This window comes from Shewanella algae, assembly GCF_009183365.2.
Classification (GTDB): Bacteria; Pseudomonadota; Gammaproteobacteria; order Enterobacterales; family Shewanellaceae; genus Shewanella; species Shewanella algae.
On sequence record NZ_CP068230.1, the window covers coordinates 3,078,247 to 3,095,493 of the forward strand.

Here is a 17,247-nt window from a genome sequence, read left to right on the forward strand (position 1 = left end):
CAACTCCTTAGTAGGTACGCTTCTTAGGCGGGAAGGCTTCACGTGTCTTGGGCGCCATGTTCACTTCACGGGTGGACATGGTTTCGTTGACAGGGTCAAACAGGCTGTGGCACAGCCAGTTGGCGTCATCACGCTCAGGGAAGTCTTCACGGCTGTGAGCACCACGGCTCTCGGTACGGAAGTTGGCTGCGTAAGCAGAAGCGATTGCTGTCGCCATCAGGTTATCCAGTTCCAGACACTCGATACGCTGAGTGTTGAACTCTTTGGAATTGTCAGACAGCTTGGCATTGGCCAGACGCTCACGAATTTTCTGCAATTCTTTCAGGCCTTCGGCCATGGCATCACCGCTACGGAACACCGAGAAGTTCAGCTGCATGCACATCTGCAGATCTTTACGGATAACCGCTGGATCTTCACCGTCTTTATTGCTTTCCCAACGATTCAGGCGCTCGAGAGACTTCTGTATGTCGGCTTCGGTCGCAGCCTTGGGATCTGCCGTTTCATCCAGCGCTTTACCCAGATGCTGACCGGCCGCACGACCGAACACCACCAAGTCGAGCAGTGAGTTACCACCCAGACGGTTGGCACCGTGAACCGATACGCAGGCGATTTCGCCCACGGCGAACAGGCCCGTGATATCTTCTTCAGTACCATCGGCGTTCTTATGGATCACCTGACCGGATACCTTGGTTGGCAGACCACCCATCATATAGTGACAGGTCGGGATAACCGGAATTGGGCCATCGGCGGGATCTATGTGAGCAAAGGTACGGGACAGTTCGCATACGCCAGGCAGACGCGCTTCCAGGGTTTCTTTGCCCAGATGGTCCAGTTTCAGCTTCAGGTGTGGGCCCATAGGACCTTCACAACCGCGGCCTTCACGAATTTCTGTCATCATGGAGCGGGCAACCACGTCGCGGGATGCCAGGTCTTTGGCGTTGGGCGCATAGCGCTCCATGAAGCGTTCGCCGTCCTTATTGAGCAGATAACCGCCCTCACCACGACAACCTTCAGTCACCAGAACACCTGCACCGGCAATCCCGGTTGGGTGGAACTGCCACATTTCCATGTCCTGCAGCTGAACCCCGGCACGGGCAGCCATACCAACGCCATCACCTGTGTTGATGTGAGCATTGGTGGTAGAGGCAAAGATACGACCGGCACCGCCGGTAGCCAATACAGTGGCCTTGGCTTTGAAGTAAACGATTTCACCGGTTTCAATTTCGATTGCAGTACAACCTACGATGGCACCGTCTTCGTTTTTAACCAGATCCAGGGCATACCACTCGGAAAATACCTGAGTCTTGTTCTTAACGTTCTGCTGGTACAAGCAGTGCAGCAGAGCGTGGCCGGTACGGTCAGCTGCAGCCGCGGTACGGGCCGCCTGCTCACCACCGAAATTCTTGGATTGACCGCCGAAAGGACGCTGATAAATAGTGCCGTTTTCAAAGCGTGAGAATGGTAGACCCATCTGCTCCAGCTCGATAACCGCTTCGGGGCCGGTCTGACACATGTACTCGATGGCATCCTGGTCGCCGATGAAGTCGGAACCTTTTACCGTGTCGTACATGTGGTGTTCCCAGTTGTCCTCGTGGGCATTACCCAGAGCAACAGTGATCCCGCCCTGAGCCGAAACCGTGTGAGAACGTGTAGGAAAAACCTTGGACAGGAGCGCACAGCTCTTGCCTTCTTGGGAAATCTGCAGTGCTGCGCGCATGCCGGCACCACCGGCACCAATCACGACAGCGTCAAACTCGCGTACTGGAATAGCCACTTAAACACCCCACACTATTACTATGCCTGACGCCAGATAAGCAAAGGCGGTCACGACAAAGACAAACTGTAAAACCCCACGCAGTGCTACGTTTTTGACGTAGTCTGTCAGTACCTGCCAGATACCGATCCAGGCGTGGATCAGCAGCGCAATCAGCGCCAACAGAGTAAAGACCTTCATCGGCAGTGAAGCAAACAGCCCATGCCAGACGTCGTAGGTGAGAGGTGAACTGCAAGCTGCGAATCCGACCAGGAATATAGTGTAAACGGCCAGAATAACGGCGCTTGCGCGTAATAGGATGAAGTCATGAACACCACTGCGTCCAAAACTCGCTGCATTGGTTACCATACCCAGATCCCCGCTAATACAGAAAACACTGCGGTCAGGACAAATACTGCCTTGGCCGATGCTTTACCCGAAGGTAACTCTTCCCAACGACCGGTATCCATTACCAGGTGACGCAAGCCGCCCAGCAAGTGGTAAGCCAGTGCGGTCAGAATGCCCCACAGGATAAACTTCACCACGAAGTTGTCTAACAGAGATTGTACGCCTTGGAAACTCTCGGCCGATGCCAGCGAGGCATTCAGCAACCACAGGAGTATACCAACAGCGAACAGCATGATGACACCGGAAACCCGGTGCAGAATGGACACAATTGCAGTCGCCGGGAAGCGAATGGTCTGCAGATCTAAATGGACAGGTCTTTGCTTTTTCACGTTCTGCTCACTCAGCTCCATTGAGCATTTTTTTTGTTATGTGAACCGATTTTGCTCTTACACAGTTCCGTGACTGAAGTCACAGAGAAGGGTTTCACAAAAGAAAGTTGAAACAAAAAGCTAACTTGTTGACAACACACAAAATTAGTTAATTAGTGATATGCTAACCAAGCCCGCCGTTTGCAGCTCTTGCGAGCCGGAGCAAGTATACTCGCCGTAAATGTCAAATACAAACATCACATTATCCAAATTTTGTTTTTTTGAGCTTTTTTCAGGATAAGTGCTGGTGTTATCAGGGAAATTGGTCTTACCTATACCATGGTCTAACGAATTTAAACGCTTATTTAAATTGAAATGTGATCTAGATTGGCTGTAAAGTAATGGCCGTTTGACATGCCGCACTCACATAAGAATGAAGTAAGGAGAACGGGGTATGGCTGATTTAAAAGCCAAATTGGAATTACCAGGGAACGACTCGATTGAACTGCCAGTGAAACAAGGAACTGCTGGTTTCGACGTAATCGACATCAGTAAACTCGGCAGTAAAGGCTACTTTACCTTTGATCCAGGATTTCTCGCGACGGCCTCCTGTGAATCTGCAATTACCTATATCGATGGCGCACAGGGCGTATTGTTGCACCGTGGCTATCCGATAGATCAACTGGCGACAGAATCCGACTATCTGGATCTCTGTTACCTGCTGTTGTACGGCGAGCTGCCAACCAAGGCAGAGTATGAGAAGTTTGCCTACACAGTTAAAACTCACACTATGGTGCATGAGCAGTTGGCCTTCTTCTTCAGAGGCTTCCGTCGTGACGCTCACCCAATGGCCATGCTTTGTGGCGTAACAGGCGCCCTGTCTTCTTTCTATCAGGACTCTCTGGATGTCAACGATGCCCGTCATCGTGAAATTGCAGCCTTCCGCCTGGTTTCCAAGATGCCGACCATTGCCGCCATGTGCTACAAGTACTCCATAGGTCAGCCGTTCGTGTACCCACGCAACGATCTGAGCTATGCCGGTAACTTCCTGTCGATGATGTTCGCGGTACCTTGTGAAGAGTACAAGGTGAACCCGATAGTTGAACGTGCCATGGATCGCATCTTTATCCTGCACGCCGACCATGAACAGAACGCTTCAACCTCTACCGTGCGTCTGGCGGGCTCTTCGGGTGCCAACCCATTTGCCTGTATCGCTGCCGGTATCGCTTCGCTGTGGGGACCTGCCCATGGTGGTGCCAACGAAGCTTGTCTGCGTATGCTGGAAGAAATCGGCACTGTGGATCGCATCCCTGAGTTTATCGAACGCGCCAAAGACAAGGATGATCCTTTCCGTCTGATGGGCTTCGGTCACAGGGTTTACAAGAACTTTGACCCACGCGCCAAAGTGATGCGTGAAACCTGTCACGAAGTGCTGGCTGAACTCAAGGTTAACGACCCTCTGCTGGATGTCGCCATGGAACTTGAGCGTATCGCACTGGAAGATGAGTACTTCATCTCCAAGAAGCTCTATCCAAACGTCGACTTCTACTCAGGTATCATCATGAAGGCGATTGGTATTCCAACCTCCATGTTTACCGTTATCTTTGCCCTGGCCCGCACCGTTGGCTGGATTGCTCACTGGAAAGAGATGCTGGATCAGCCTGGTCACAAGATCAGCCGTCCACGTCAGCTCTACACAGGTGCCACATCCCGCGACTTCGTGGAACTGGACAAACGCTGAGTCTGACAACGCTAAGTCTAACTCATTGAAAAAAGGCGCCTTGGGCGCCTTTTTTGTGTTCAAGCATGTCGCGTGATCAAGGGGAAACCAGCCAGGCTTCACTTTCGATAACCGGCTGCTAACTTTGTTCTGCAAATTGGCCCTCGCCTAACCCACTATCTCTTAAGCTCACTTGCTGTTGTCTCACCTCTCAAAAGCCGGTTCACCCGCTAAAGCCGCATCCAGTACAACTCTTAATGCCACTAACTCTTAATGTCACCAACCCTTAGTGCCCGCTTCATGTTACCAAGCCTCAATAGCGCCGCCTTTAGCGAATGAGTGATTCCCTCGCTTGCCGTGAACTGTATTACACCATCAGCTCAGCGCAGTGCGGTCACTTCCCTGGTCTCAGCTCAGCCGCTTGCGCAGACGCTATACTGAGCAGCATTGGTAAAAATCATCACAAAATAAACTTTTTTGCTACATCGGCATCAAACACCTCAATAAGGTAGACACTAAAATATTATTAACCTTTGTTTTAAAATGAAATTTAAAATTGGCATTGGTTTTGCTTTATCGCAACAAAGATCAAGATAAGGACTTTCACATGAAGCGTAACCTCACCTACACCCTGAGCACTGTTTTGCTGCTTGGGTCTCTGGCCAGCGGCTGCAGCGAACAGCAGCAGGAAGAAGAACAACAAGCCTTTGCCATTCCGGTCGAGACCAGCATAGTCACTCAAGGCCAGGTTTCCTCCTTCTACGCCACCACAGCCACACTGGAAGCGCCACAAGAAGCCCATGTGGTCAGCCGTATTGCCGGGCTGATAGAAGCTCTGCAAGTCGAGGAAGGTGACAGAGTCAACAAGGGACAGTTGTTGGCGGTGATAGACTCCCGTCGCCAACGTTATGAGCTGGATAAGGCCGAAGCCGAGGTGCAAATCATCGAGCAGGAGCTCAACCGGCTGAAGAAAATGAATAACCGAGAGTTTGTCAGTGCCGATGCCATGGCCAAACTGGAATTCAACCTGCAAGCCGCCAAGGCGCGTCGGGACTTGGCCAAACTGCAGGTGGAAGAAAGCCAAATCCGCTCTCCCATAGATGGCGTCGTCGCCAAACGTTTTGTCAAACAGGGCAATATGGCCAAGGAGTTTGAAGAGCTGTTCTACCTGGTCAATCAGGATGAGCTCTACGGCATAGTCAATCTGCCGGAGCAGCAACTGAGCAGTTTGCGCATAGGCCAGGAAGCCGAAGTCATCAGTTCCCGCCAGCAGCAAGTGGCGGCCAAGGTACTCAGAATAAGCCCTGTGGTGGAAGCTACCAGCGGTACTTTCAAGGTAACCCTTTCGATCCCCAATCAGGATGCCAGTCTCAAGGCCGGGATGTTTACCCGGGTCGAACTCAGATACGACACCCACGATAATGTGATAGTGGTGCCCTATAACGCCGTCATCAATCAAGATGATCGCAAGGCGCTCTATGTTATCAAAGAGGGCAAGGCGCAGCGCCGCGAGGTCAAACTGGGTTACCGCCAGGACGATAAAGTGGAAATCACCGAGGGCATAAGTCCTGGTGAACAGGTGGTGGTTCGCGGTCAACACAATCTCAAGGATCAATCATTGGTGGAAGTGATAGCTCCGCTGGATCTGGCCAAGGCCAACTAACTGTCACAAGGACCACCTCTTATGTCTATTATTACCACTTCGGTCAAGCGTCCGGTGACCGTCTGGATGTTTATGCTGGCCGTTATCCTGTTCGGCATGGTGGGTTTCTCCCGTCTGGCGGTAAAGCTGTTGCCTGACTTGAGCTACCCCACACTCACCATACGCACCCTATACGAGGGCGCGGCACCCGTGGAGGTGGAGCAGCTTATCTCCAAACCTATCGAGGAAGCGGTCGGTATTGTTAAAGGGCTGAGGCAGATAAGTTCGATTTCCCGCTCCGGTATGTCCGATGTGGTGCTCGAATTTGAATGGGGCACAGAGATGGATATGGCCAGTCTCGATGTGCGGGAAAAACTCGACACCATAGAGCTGCCGCTGGATGTGAAAAAGCCTTTGTTGCTGCGCTTTAATCCCAATCTCGATCCCATCATGCGCCTGGCACTGCCGGCCCCCAAGGCCACGGAAGCCGAGCTCAAGCGCCTGCGGACTTATGCCGAAGAGGAGCTTAAGCGGGATCTCGAGTCACTTTCCGGAGTCGCTGCCGTGCGCCTTTCCGGCGGGCTGGAGCAGGAAGTGCATATTCTGCTCAATCAAGAGAAACTGGCGCAGCTGGATCTCAGCAGTGAAGCTATTCGCAATCGCATCAGTGAAGAAAACGTCAACCTTTCTGCCGGTAAGGTGATCCAGGGCGACCGCGAATATCTGGTGCGCACCGTTAACCAGTTTCACTCCCTCGATGAGCTGGCCAATGTGATTGTCTACCAAGAGGGCAATACCCTGGTACGTCTTGGCGAAATAGCAGAGGTCACAGATGCCTTTAAAGAGCGCAGCGATATTACCCGCATCGGCGGCAAGGAGTCCATTGAGCTCGCCATCTATAAGGAGGGCGATGCCAATACGGTAGCCGTAGCCAATAAGCTTAAGAGCCAGTTGCAACAGATGCGCTCCGAGGCCAAAGACAGCGCCACGCCAGTGCCTGAGATAATTTACGATCAGTCGGAGTTTATCGAAAGCGCCGTCAGTGAAGTGACTTCATCAGCCCTTATCGGCAGTCTGTTGGCGATGCTGGTGATCTACCTGTTCCTTCGAGACATCATCCCTACCCTGATCATCTCCATCTCTATCCCCTTCTCTGTGATAGCCACCTTTAACATGATGTATTTTGCCGATATCAGTCTTAACATCATGTCGCTCGGTGGTATCGCGCTGGCGGTGGGGTTGTTGGTGGATAACGCCATCGTGGTGCTGGAAAACATCGACAGGTGCAAGGCCCAGGGGATGGATCGCCGTCAGGCCGCCATCACAGGAACCAAAGAGGTGGCCGGGGCGATTTTTGCCTCTACCCTGACCACGCTGGCGGTATTTGTGCCCTTGGTATTTGTCGACGGCATTGCCGGAGCCCTGTTTGCCGATCAGGCCCTGACCGTTACTTTCGCCCTGCTGGCCTCTTTGCTGGTTGCCCTCACCTCGATTCCTATGCTGGCTTCCCGCGAAGGCTTCACAATGTTGCCGGAACTGGTCAAGCGTGACAAACCGCAGCCTCCGGCGGGTAAGCTTGGCAAGCTCAAGCATTACAGCGCCACTGTGTTTACCTTCCCTTTCCTGTTGCTGCTCAGCTATCTGCCAAGATTGCTGCTGACGCTGGTGTTAATCGTCACCCGGCTGCTGGTGTGGCTGGTATCCCTGGTGATGAAGCCGCTGTCCAGACTGTTTAACCTTTGCTACGGCTGGCTGGCCGATGGCTATCGGCCGCTGCTGAACCTGGCGCTCAAGTTCCGTGGCATCACTCTGGCGCTGGCCATTGCGGTCACCGCCATCTCTGGCGTCTTGATGAGCCGCCTGGGAATGGAGCTGATCCCACCGATGAATCAAGGCGAATTCTATGTGGAAATCCTGCTGCCTCCCGGCAGTGAGGTGAGCCAAACCGATGCCGTATTGCAGCGTCTGGCGCTGGCCATCAAGGACAGAGAGGAAGTGAAACACGCATACAGCCAGGCCGGCAGCGGTGGTCTCATGACCTCGGATACCCGGCGTGGCGGCGAAAACTGGGGGCGTCTGCAGGTGGTGCTGGCCGATCACCGCGCGTTTGACCAAGTTGCCGCCAAACTGCGCAGCACTTTGCGCACTATTCCCGAGCTGGAAGCGCAGATCCAATATCCCGAGCTGTTCAGCTTCAAGACTCCGCTGGAGATAGAGTTGTCCGGCTATGAATTGGAACAGTTGAAAACCTCGGCCGCTTCACTGGTTAAGGCGCTGGAGGGCGATCCCCGCTTTGTCGATGTCAGCAGCAGCCTGCGTGACGGTCAGCCGGAGCTGAGTATCCGTTTTGATCACGCCAGAATGGCCGCCCTTGGCCTCGATGCACCAACCGTGGCCACCAGCATAGCTCAGCGGGTTGGCGGTACCGTAGCCAGCAAATACACTCTCAGGGAGCGCAAGATAGATATTCTAGTGCGCAGCGAGTTGGATGAACGCAATCAGATAAGCGATATCGATGCCATGCTGATCAACCCATCCAGCCCCCAGCCCATCCCCTTGAGCGCCGTGGCCGATGTCTCGTTGACTCTGGGACCTTCGGCAATCAATCGCATCAGCCAGCAGCGGGTAGCCATAGTGTCGGCCAATCTGGCCTATGGCGATCTCAATCAGGCAGTGGCCAGTGCCAAGCGCATTCTCAGCCAACTGACACTACCCGCCTCGGTGCAGAGCCGATTCGGCGGTCAGAATGAAGAGATGGAGCATTCGTTCCAATCGCTGAAGATAGCGCTGATCTTGGCGGTATTCCTGGTTTATCTGGTGATGGCCAGTCAGTTTGAGTCATTGCTGCACCCCTTGCTTATCCTGATGGCTGTACCCATGGCACTGAGCGGCAGTATCTACGGCCTGGCGATAACAGGCACCCAGTTGTCTGTCATCGTCTTTATCGGCCTTATCATGCTCGCCGGGATAGTGGTCAATAACGCCATAGTATTGGTAGACAGGATCAATCAGCTCAGGCAAAGCGGCAAACAACGTCTCGACGCCATCAAGCAAGCGGCAGCATCGCGTTTAAGACCCATACTGATGACCACACTGACCACCAATCTGGGGCTGCTGCCCATGGCCATAGGCTTGGGGGACGGCAGTGAAGTACGCGCCCCCATGGCGATCACTGTCATTTTCGGCCTCAGCCTGTCGACTCTGCTGACTCTGGTGGTTATTCCTGTGCTCTATGCCCTGTTCGACCGCAAACAGTACGCCGAGCCGGCCACCATGGGAGAAGGCGCATGAATCTGACCAAACTGGCACTCAAGCGCCCGGTGACCACCAGCATGTTCTTTGTGGCCATTCTGCTCTTTGGTCTGGCCGCCAGCCGCTTGCTGCCGCTGGAGATGTTCCCCGGAATAGAGATACCGCGGATCTTTATCCAGGTGCCTTACAAAGGCTCCTCTCCGGCGGAAGTGGAACGCGACATCACCAATGTCCTGGAAGAGTCACTCGCCACCATGGGTGGACTCGATGAGCTGCGCTCACGTTCCAGCCAGGATGGCAGCGAGATAGAAGTGAGAATGAAGTGGGGTGAAAACGTCGCCGCCCGCAGCCTGGAAGCGCGGGAAAAGGTGGATGCGGTGCGCCATCTGCTGCCAACCGATGTGGAGCGGGTGTTTATCATGCAGTTCTCCACTGCCGACATGCCTATGCTGAATATCAGGATATCCAGTGAGCGGGAACTCTCCGGCGCCTTCGATCTACTGGAAAAACAGCTCAAACGGCCACTGGAGCGGGTGGAAGGTGTCTCCAAGGTCACTCTCTATGGCGTGGAGCAAAAACAGATAGAGATACGTCTCGATGCCCAGCGCCTGGCCGCCAGTGGCATGAGTGTTCCCGCCATTCACAAACGTCTGGCGGCAGAAAACTTTGTGATAAGCGGCGGCAACCTGAGGGACAACGGCCGGGTCTATCAGGTGTCTCCCAAGGGCGAGTTCCGTAATCTCGAAGAGATCAAGGCGCTGGTATTGCTGCCGGGTTTGACCCTGGGCGATATCAGCGAAGTCAATTTCGCCCTGCCTGAAGCCACCGAGGGCCGCCATCTTGATAAGAAATATGCCGTCGGCCTGGATGTGTTCAAGGAATCCGGCGCCAATCTGGTGGAAGTTTCTGCCAGGGTGCTAAAGGTGATTGAGGCTGCCAGAGAGGATAAGCAATTTCAGGGGATCAAGCTGTTTATCATGGAAGATCAGGCCCATGGAGTGAAATCGTCACTCAAGGACTTATTAATGTCCGGCCTGCTGGGCGCCCTGCTCTCCTTTGCCGTGCTGTACCTGTTCCTGCGCAACCTGCGCATGACCCTGGTGGTGGTTTCCTCCGTGCCCATCTCCATCTGTATGACATTGGCCGGCATGTACTTTCTCGGCTACAGCCTCAATATCCTCTCTATGATGGGGCTGCTGCTGGCAATAGGTATGCTGATTGATAATGCCGTGGTGGTCACAGAGAGTGTGTTGCAGGAGCAGCAACATGGCGCTGCCGGTCACAATACAGATGACAGCCCCAACGACAATGGCGATCGGGCAATCCTCAACGGGGTCGACAAGGTGGCGCTGGCGGTGCTGGCCGGCACCCTGACCACGGCGATAGTGTTCCTGCCGAATATTTTCGGGGTCAAAGTGGAGCTGACCATCTTCCTCGAACATGTTGCCATCGCCATCTGTATTTCGCTGGCAGCCTCGCTGTTGGTGGCCAAGACACTGATCCCCTTGATGCTGTCAAAACTGCAACTCAGGTTTGAGCGGGTCGAGAAAGAGTCGCGGCTGCAGAAGTCTTACCACACCAGTCTCAACTGGATACTGCAGCACCCGAAAACCGCTACTTGCCTGGCACTGCTGATGTTACTGTCAACCGCCCTGCCGCTGTCGTTGGTGAAACAGGACAGTCAGGACAGCCAAAGCAAGGAGCGCTTCTACATCAACTACCAGTTGGAAGGACGTCATAGCCTGGCGGTCACCGAGGCCATGGTCAGCCAGATGGAGGACTACCTCTATGCCCATAAGGAAGAGTTCCACATAGATGCCGTCTACAGCTATTACTCTCCCGAGGATGCCTCTTCCACCATACTGCTGAAGCCGGATCTGGAAGAAGATGTCGCCGAGCTGAAAAAGCGGATCCGCGAAGGATTTCCCAAGTTCTCCATTGCCAAGCCTCAGTTTGGCTGGGGCAGCGATGAGTCCGGCGTCAGAGTCACACTGACCGGACGCTCCACCTCAGAGCTTATTCGCCTCAGTGAACAGGTGATCCCTTTGCTCTCCAACATAGAGGGCCTGCATGATGTGCGCTCTGAGCTCAACGGTGCCCAGCAGGAGGTGATAGTACAGATAGACAGAGAGCTGGCCGCCCGCCTGGGGCTGAGCATCAAGGATATTGCCGGCAGTATCTCCCTGGCACTGCGGGGCGCGGCACTGCGTTCATTTCGCCACGATCCCAGTGGTGAGCTCAGAATCGAACTGGCCTTTGAACGCGACTGGCGTCAGTCGCTGGAGCGGCTAAAACAATTGCCCATAGTGCGACAGGACAACAAGGTCTATTCGCTCGAGAGTCTGGCCAAGGTGGAAATTGTCCCCAGATTCGATGTCATTCGTCACTATGATCGCCAGACGGCACTATCCATAGGCGCTAACCTTGAAGATCTCAGTATGGAAGAGGCGCAGAAACAGATCATGGCGGCGCTCAAGCATGTCAACTTCCCCCATGGTTATGACTACTCACTCAGAGGCGGCTTTCAACGTCAGGACGAGGAAGAGTCAGTCATGCTGATCAACATGGTGTTGGCGATTGCCATGATCTATATAGTGATGGCGGCTTTGTTTGAGTCGCTGCTGCTGCCGAGCGCCATCATTACCAGCATACTCTTCTCCATCACAGGGGTATTCTGGGCCCTGTGGCTGAGCGGCACGCCTATGTCCGTGATGGCCATGATAGGCATACTGATCCTGATGGGGATAGTGGTCAACAACGGCATAGTGCTGGTGGATCAAATCAATCAGATGACGCCGCCACTGGAGCAGTTGTCCGAGGTCATAGCCTCTGTCTGTGTCACCCGCTTGCGGCCGGTATTGATGACGGTTGGGACCACAGTTCTGGGCCTGCTTCCTCTGGCGCTGGGAGACACTCAGATAGGCGGCGGTGGCCCGCCATACTCACCTATGGCGATTGCCATCATAGGCGGCTTGAGTTTCTCCACCCTGACCAGTCTCTATTTGGTGCCCCTGTGTTACCAGGCCTTCTTCCGCCTGCGTCATAATGCGGCCATCAGGCTCGGGCAATCGCTCAAACTCAGTCAGCGCCTGCTGCCCTGGACCTGAGCCCAAAACACCGCTGAACAGATAAAAAAGCTGCCATTGCAGCTTTTTTATTTCCCGGACATCAATAGCGAACTAGCTTTATCCCAGCACTCAACTATTTGGAGTTCCCATGCCATTTTTGCGTAAACGCTTTACATCACTCGTGCTGTTTACATTTGTCAGCTTGGCTGCCGCGGCGGAAAATAATTCCTATGCCGAGAATCCCTATGCCGAGGTCAAGATAACCACTCATGAACTGCTGTCAGGTCGCTATATGTTGACCGGCGCCGGCGGCAACATAGGTGTCAGCGCCGGGGAGGATGGACTGCTTATCATAGATGACCAGTTTGCGCCGCTGGCAGAGAAGATTTCTGCGGCATTACAGGGTCTCAAGCCGGGCCATCCGGCTTTTGTCATCAATACCCATTTTCACGGCGATCATACCGGGGGCAATCTGTACTTTGGCCAAAACGCCAACATTCTTGCCCACGAGAATGTGCTCAAGCGGTTGAGTGAGAAGGAACCCCAAAAGAAGGCGCTACCTGTTATCACCTATGACAAGGGACTGAAAATTCACTTCAACAACCAGGTGTTGGAACTTATTCATCTGGGCCCAGGGCATACGGATGGTGACACCCTGGTGCTGTGGCAGGATCGCAAACTGGTACATATGGGCGATCTCTTCTTTAAAGACAGATTTCCCTTTATCGATCTCGACCACGGCGGCTCAGTCATCGGCTACAGAGACAATGTCGCGGCCGTGCTTGAACTCATAGAACAGGATACCTTGGTTATTCCAGGTCATGGTGAACTGGCCAACAAGGCCGATCTCCTGAGGTTCAAACATATGCTGGATGACTGCATCAATTGGATGAAAGAGGGGAAGCAGCGCGGCATGACTCTCGAGCAGATGCAGGCCACAGAACTACCCCAAGCATGGCGGGAATGGGGCTGGCAGTTCATCCCAAAGGAGCGCTGGGTTAAAACCCTGTATCAGGGATTAACCGAGGAATAACGGCCCTCTCAGTTGTAGGCGTATATTGACTCGGCAAGGTTCAGGCAGGAATATTGCGAAAATGCCACAACACCCAATAGATGGGCTTGAGGTCACGGCCGCCTATATCGCGAAACGGCCTCAGCAACAGATAGAGCCACTGCCAACTGACCAGGAAACTTCTGGTCTCATGCCAGATAGCTTCACCACCGGCTTGGCGATAACTGGCTATCGCTTGGGCAATCGCTTCGTTGGCCGGCCCCATGTAGCGGTATAAGCTGTGAATGTACACCAGCAGATCCCTTATCTGCTGCATCAGCATGTCTTTACCCTTTTGATTGGCTTCAAAATCGATAAAGGTCACCTGTCCCTGTTGCCAACTGATATCCCTGAGTGCCGGACGGCCGTGGGCCAAGCCCATACTGTGCAAACCCGCCAGAGCAGCGGCGCTGTCATTGAGGATCTGCTGCATGCCTTGCTGATCCTCCGATTTGAGTGCCAACCAGTCTTTGACTGTCACACCAGCATCTTCCACGACAAAGTAGCCCTTATCGGACTGAACAATGCGCGGCACAGGAGCTGAGCGGCTGGCCAGATGTTCCAGAGTCTGTTTCTCTTTTTCCAGCGCCAGTTGAGGATTGGGTTTCAACACCCGCATGGCCCCCTGAAGAGTCTCTGCCTGTTTGAGCCAGTATTTTTTACCCTCATATTCAAACGAGCAAATACGCTCCCCGGGATGAGCTTCCAGCACCCGCAGAACATATTGATTGAATTTAGGTTGCTCCATGGACAGGACTCCCTTCCAAGAATTGGTGGTGGTTCACAGAAAATTCTTATTAGTATCTTAGGGAATGGCGATTAAAGCAAATTCACTTAGGCTAAAACCCTGCTATTTAACGCATTTTCAGAGACTAATACCACAGAGGCTTAATGATAAAAACAATTGATGAATGAAATTAACAATTTCCAAACACAACAACTAATACAAAAGAGGGAGACGATGCCAGGGAGGGAAGTAGAAATGTAGACCCCAATCCGCTGTTGCGGATTGGGGGGATCGGACAGGGGCTGTTATTGCTTTTCCTGCCAAGGCTCGGCCTTGTCAGCCAGCAGCACAGGGATCCCATCATTGATAGGATAAGCCAGCCTATCTGCCTTACAGATAAGTTGCTGTGCCTGCTTGTCATACTCCAGTCTGCCTTTACATATGGGGCAGGCTACGATTTCCAATAGTTTCTTATCAAACGCCATCAGACTGTCCTTTTTGGTTTGCCTTTTGTTTGCTTGCCATTGCCTCTCGCACCCGAGTCAGCAATTGGGCATCGAATTGGGGTGATAGCTTGGCATTGACGGCCAAATACCACCAGTGTTGTTTTGCAAATTCGCGACACTTGATCGCATCTTTTTCTGTCATCAGCAGCGGCAGTTCATCGCCAAGTGGCGCCAAGGCCTCCAGACTGTAGGCCTGATGATCGGCAAAGACCTCTTGAGCTTCGAGCTTGAACCCCATCTGAGAGAGAGTTTCAAAAAAACGTTCCGGATTACCGATACCAGCCATGGCTTTTACCGCCATAGGCGCTGTGGGGGCCTGAGTCTGGTTTTCCCCTGCGACACTCAGTACTGCACCGGGAATGAGCTGCATACCAAACTCTCTGACAGTATCGCTGGCTTCACCGTTGTGAATAACGAAATCGGCACTCTCCAAGCGCCATTCCCCCTCTCTCAAGGGACCTGCAGGCAATAACATGCCATTACCCAAGCGGCGGCTGGCATCGAGCACCACCACTTCAATATCCCGCGCCAGTCGATAATGCTGCAAACCATCATCGCTGATAATAATATCCACATCAGCGGACGCCAGCAGCAACTCGGCGGTGGCTATACGATCCACTCCCACAGCCATAGGCACTTGAGTGCGGGCCACTATCATCGCCGGCTCATCACCAAAATCCGTTGGATTGGCGCCTTGGGGCACCAGTCTCGGCTCGGTTTGACCACTGCCATAACCACGGCTTATTACCCCTGGGTGGTAACCATAGTGCCTGAGCAACTCAATCAGATAGATAACGGTAGGCGTCTTGCCACTGCCGCCGACGGTAATGTTGCCGACAATGATCACGGGTACGGGCAAAGCTTGCGAGGCCTTGAGCCCAAGTTTAAACCCCAGGCGTCTCAGGCCACTGAGCAAGGCAAACAACCAGGAAAGCGGCCAAAGCAACCACCTTCCCCAATGCTTCTGATACCAGATACGGTTAAGCAGAGCTTCCACTTAACCTCCGAATTGCATCTGGTACAACTTGGCGTACGTCCCATCCTTTTCCAGCAGGCTCTGATGCGTGCCGCGCTCGAGGATCTTGCCCTGATCGACCACCAAAATCTGATCGGCACTTTCAATGGTCGACAGTCTGTGGGCAATAACTATCGAGGTACGATTGCGGCGCAGGTTATCCAGCCCCTTTTGAATCGCCTTCTCTGATTCGGTATCCAGTGCCGAGGTCGCTTCATCGAGGATCAACACAGGGGCATCCCTGAGGATGGCTCTGGCAATGGCGATCCGCTGGCGTTGACCACCGGACAACATCACGCCGTTTTCACCTATCTCGGTATCCAGTCCTTGGGGCAAGGTTTCGATAAACTCCATCGCATAGGCCAATTTGGCGGCGTTTTCTATCTGTTCGCGGGTCGCCTCGCCTGGATAGGCATAGGCGATATTATTGGCTATGGTGTCGTTGAAAAGAGTGACCTGCTGCGACACCAACGCGACCTGGCTACGCAGACACTTGAGTGAATAGTCGTAAATACTGACATCATCCAGGGTAATCTCCCCCTGTTTCAGTCCAGCGTAAAAACGGGTCACCAGACTGGCGATGGTCGACTTACCCGAGCCTGAGCGACCCACCAGCGCCAGAGTCTGCCCCTGACGCACTTCAAAGTCGATATTCTCAAGCGCCAGACGCTCCTGCCCCGGATAACCAAAGCTGACGTTATCGAAACGCAGATTACCCTCAACCCGCTCTACTGTGTGAGTGCCGCTATCGGACTCCCCCGGAGTATCCAGCAACTCAAACACTGTGGTACAGGCAGCAATACCGCGTTGAAACTCGGCGTTAACCCGGGTGAGGTTCTTGATGGGCTGCAGCATGGCCAGCATGGCACCCAGGATAGTGGCAAAGGTACCCGCGGTCAGTTCATCCTTCAGGCTGTCAAAGCTCGCAGCATAGAGTACAAAGGCCAATGCAAAGGAACCTATGATCATAATAAGCGGTTGGCTGATGGCCTGGGCCGCTGCCAACTTCATGTTCTGATAGCGGTTTTGATCGTTGACCTTGGCAAAACGCTCGGCCTCAGTCTTCTGACCGCCGAAAGACAACACGTTCTTGTGGCCCTTGATCATCTGCTCAGTCACTGCAGTCACTGACCCCATGGCGCCCTGGATCTGCCGCGATACCTTACGGAAGCGGCGACTGACAACGGCAATCACCACCCCGATGAAAGGACCAATGATCAGAATGCAAAGCGACAGCTTCCAGGAGTAATAGAACATCAACCCCAGCATGCCGATGACAGTGACACTGTCTCTCACCAGAGTGATCAGCGCGCTGCCGGAGGCTCTGGCAATTTGCTCTGTGTCAAAGGTTACTTTGGAGATCAAGGAACCCGTGTTTTCCTTGTCCATATAGCTGACAGGCAGCGACAGTATGTGTTCAAACACCTGCTGACGCATATCCTGAATAAGCTTGGCACTGATATAAGAGATGCCATAGGTAGAGACAAAGTTGGCCAATCCCCTAAGACTAAACAGCCCCACTACCACGAAGGGGGCCATGGTCAATACATCCGAGCTGGCATTAAACCCTTTGGAGGTGCCCAGCTCCACGCTGGCAACGACCGAATTATTGGCAAACCCTTCATCAATAAAAGGTTTCACAAAAGCGATAAAAGTAGCGTCCACAACCCCATAGGTGATCAACGCCAGAATCGAGATGATAAATACCCCTTTGAGAGGCTTGAGGTAGGACAGCAAACGTCTGAAAACCGTCCAGACTTCACGTTGTTGAGATGTGCTCATCAGCGAAACTATATT

The 17,247-nt window shown here is 53.3% G+C and carries 12 protein-coding genes; 5 read left to right on the top strand and 7 right to left on the bottom strand.

Annotation, left to right across the window (positions count from 1 at the left end):
* Positions 1-7: 7 nt before the first annotated feature.
* From sdhA to sdhC, 3 genes are read right to left on the bottom strand one after another with little or no spacing between them, the layout of a single operon-like run.
* Positions 8-1,774 carry a succinate dehydrogenase flavoprotein subunit gene (sdhA, locus tag E1N14_RS13830; protein WP_025011015.1) on the bottom strand — a complete coding sequence of 589 codons (1,767 nt, stop codon included), beginning with the start codon at positions 1,772-1,774 and terminating at the stop codon, positions 8-10.
* The gene (gene sdhD / locus E1N14_RS13835) at positions 1,775-2,122 is read right to left on the bottom strand and encodes a succinate dehydrogenase, hydrophobic membrane anchor protein (protein ID WP_025011016.1); all 348 of its coding nucleotides are present in this window, start codon (positions 2,120-2,122) and stop codon (positions 1,775-1,777) included.
* Positions 2,116-2,511: a succinate dehydrogenase cytochrome b556 subunit gene (gene sdhC / locus E1N14_RS13840; protein ID WP_025011017.1), complete on the bottom strand. Its 396-nt coding sequence runs from the start codon at positions 2,509-2,511 to the stop codon at positions 2,116-2,118. The genes sdhD and sdhC overlap by 7 nt, the downstream gene beginning before the upstream one ends.
* Positions 2,512-2,923: 412 nt before the next feature.
* Here sdhC and E1N14_RS13845 point away from each other — a divergent pair, with 412 nt between their 5' ends.
* The 5 genes from E1N14_RS13845 (at position 2,924) to E1N14_RS13865 (ending at position 13,184) form a co-directional block, all read left to right on the top strand.
* Complete coding sequence (locus E1N14_RS13845) at positions 2,924-4,210, top strand: citrate synthase (protein ID WP_025011018.1); 1,287 nt, start codon at positions 2,924-2,926, stop codon at positions 4,208-4,210.
* Positions 4,211-4,796: 586 nt separating this feature from the next.
* The gene (locus E1N14_RS13850; RefSeq protein WP_025011019.1) at positions 4,797-5,852 is read left to right on the top strand and encodes an efflux RND transporter periplasmic adaptor subunit; all 1,056 of its coding nucleotides are present in this window, start codon (positions 4,797-4,799) and stop codon (positions 5,850-5,852) included.
* A gap of 21 nt (positions 5,853-5,873) precedes the next feature.
* Complete coding sequence (locus E1N14_RS13855; RefSeq protein ID WP_062793615.1) at positions 5,874-9,122, top strand: efflux RND transporter permease subunit; 3,249 nt, start codon at positions 5,874-5,876, stop codon at positions 9,120-9,122.
* Positions 9,119-12,190 (top strand): efflux RND transporter permease subunit, encoded by a 3,072-nt coding sequence (locus E1N14_RS13860; RefSeq protein ID WP_025011020.1) that lies wholly within the window; start codon positions 9,119-9,121, stop codon positions 12,188-12,190. Before E1N14_RS13855 ends, E1N14_RS13860 begins: the two co-directional genes overlap by 4 nt.
* Positions 12,191-12,299: 109 nt before the next feature.
* Positions 12,300-13,184: an MBL fold metallo-hydrolase gene (locus E1N14_RS13865; protein ID WP_037437209.1), complete on the top strand. Its 885-nt coding sequence runs from the start codon at positions 12,300-12,302 to the stop codon at positions 13,182-13,184.
* 40 nt (positions 13,185-13,224) lie between these two features.
* Here the strand turns inward: E1N14_RS13865 and E1N14_RS13870 are convergent, their stop codons facing one another.
* The 4 genes from E1N14_RS13870 to msbA all read right to left on the bottom strand — a co-directional run bounded on the left by E1N14_RS13870 (position 13,225) and on the right by msbA (position 17,232).
* Positions 13,225-13,950 carry a BUD32 family EKC/KEOPS complex subunit gene (locus E1N14_RS13870; protein ID WP_025011022.1) on the bottom strand — a complete coding sequence of 242 codons (726 nt, stop codon included), beginning with the start codon at positions 13,948-13,950 and terminating at the stop codon, positions 13,225-13,227.
* 284 nt (positions 13,951-14,234) lie between these two features.
* Positions 14,235-14,414 carry a Trm112 family protein gene (locus E1N14_RS13875; protein WP_025011023.1) on the bottom strand — a complete coding sequence of 60 codons (180 nt, stop codon included), beginning with the start codon at positions 14,412-14,414 and terminating at the stop codon, positions 14,235-14,237.
* Positions 14,404-15,432 (bottom strand): tetraacyldisaccharide 4'-kinase, encoded by a 1,029-nt coding sequence (lpxK, locus tag E1N14_RS13880; protein ID WP_028780480.1) that lies wholly within the window; start codon positions 15,430-15,432, stop codon positions 14,404-14,406. Before lpxK ends, E1N14_RS13875 begins: the two co-directional genes overlap by 11 nt.
* Positions 15,433-17,232 (bottom strand): lipid A export permease/ATP-binding protein MsbA, encoded by a 1,800-nt coding sequence (gene msbA, locus E1N14_RS13885; RefSeq protein ID WP_025011024.1) that lies wholly within the window; start codon positions 17,230-17,232, stop codon positions 15,433-15,435.
* Positions 17,233-17,247 lie beyond the last annotated feature (15 nt).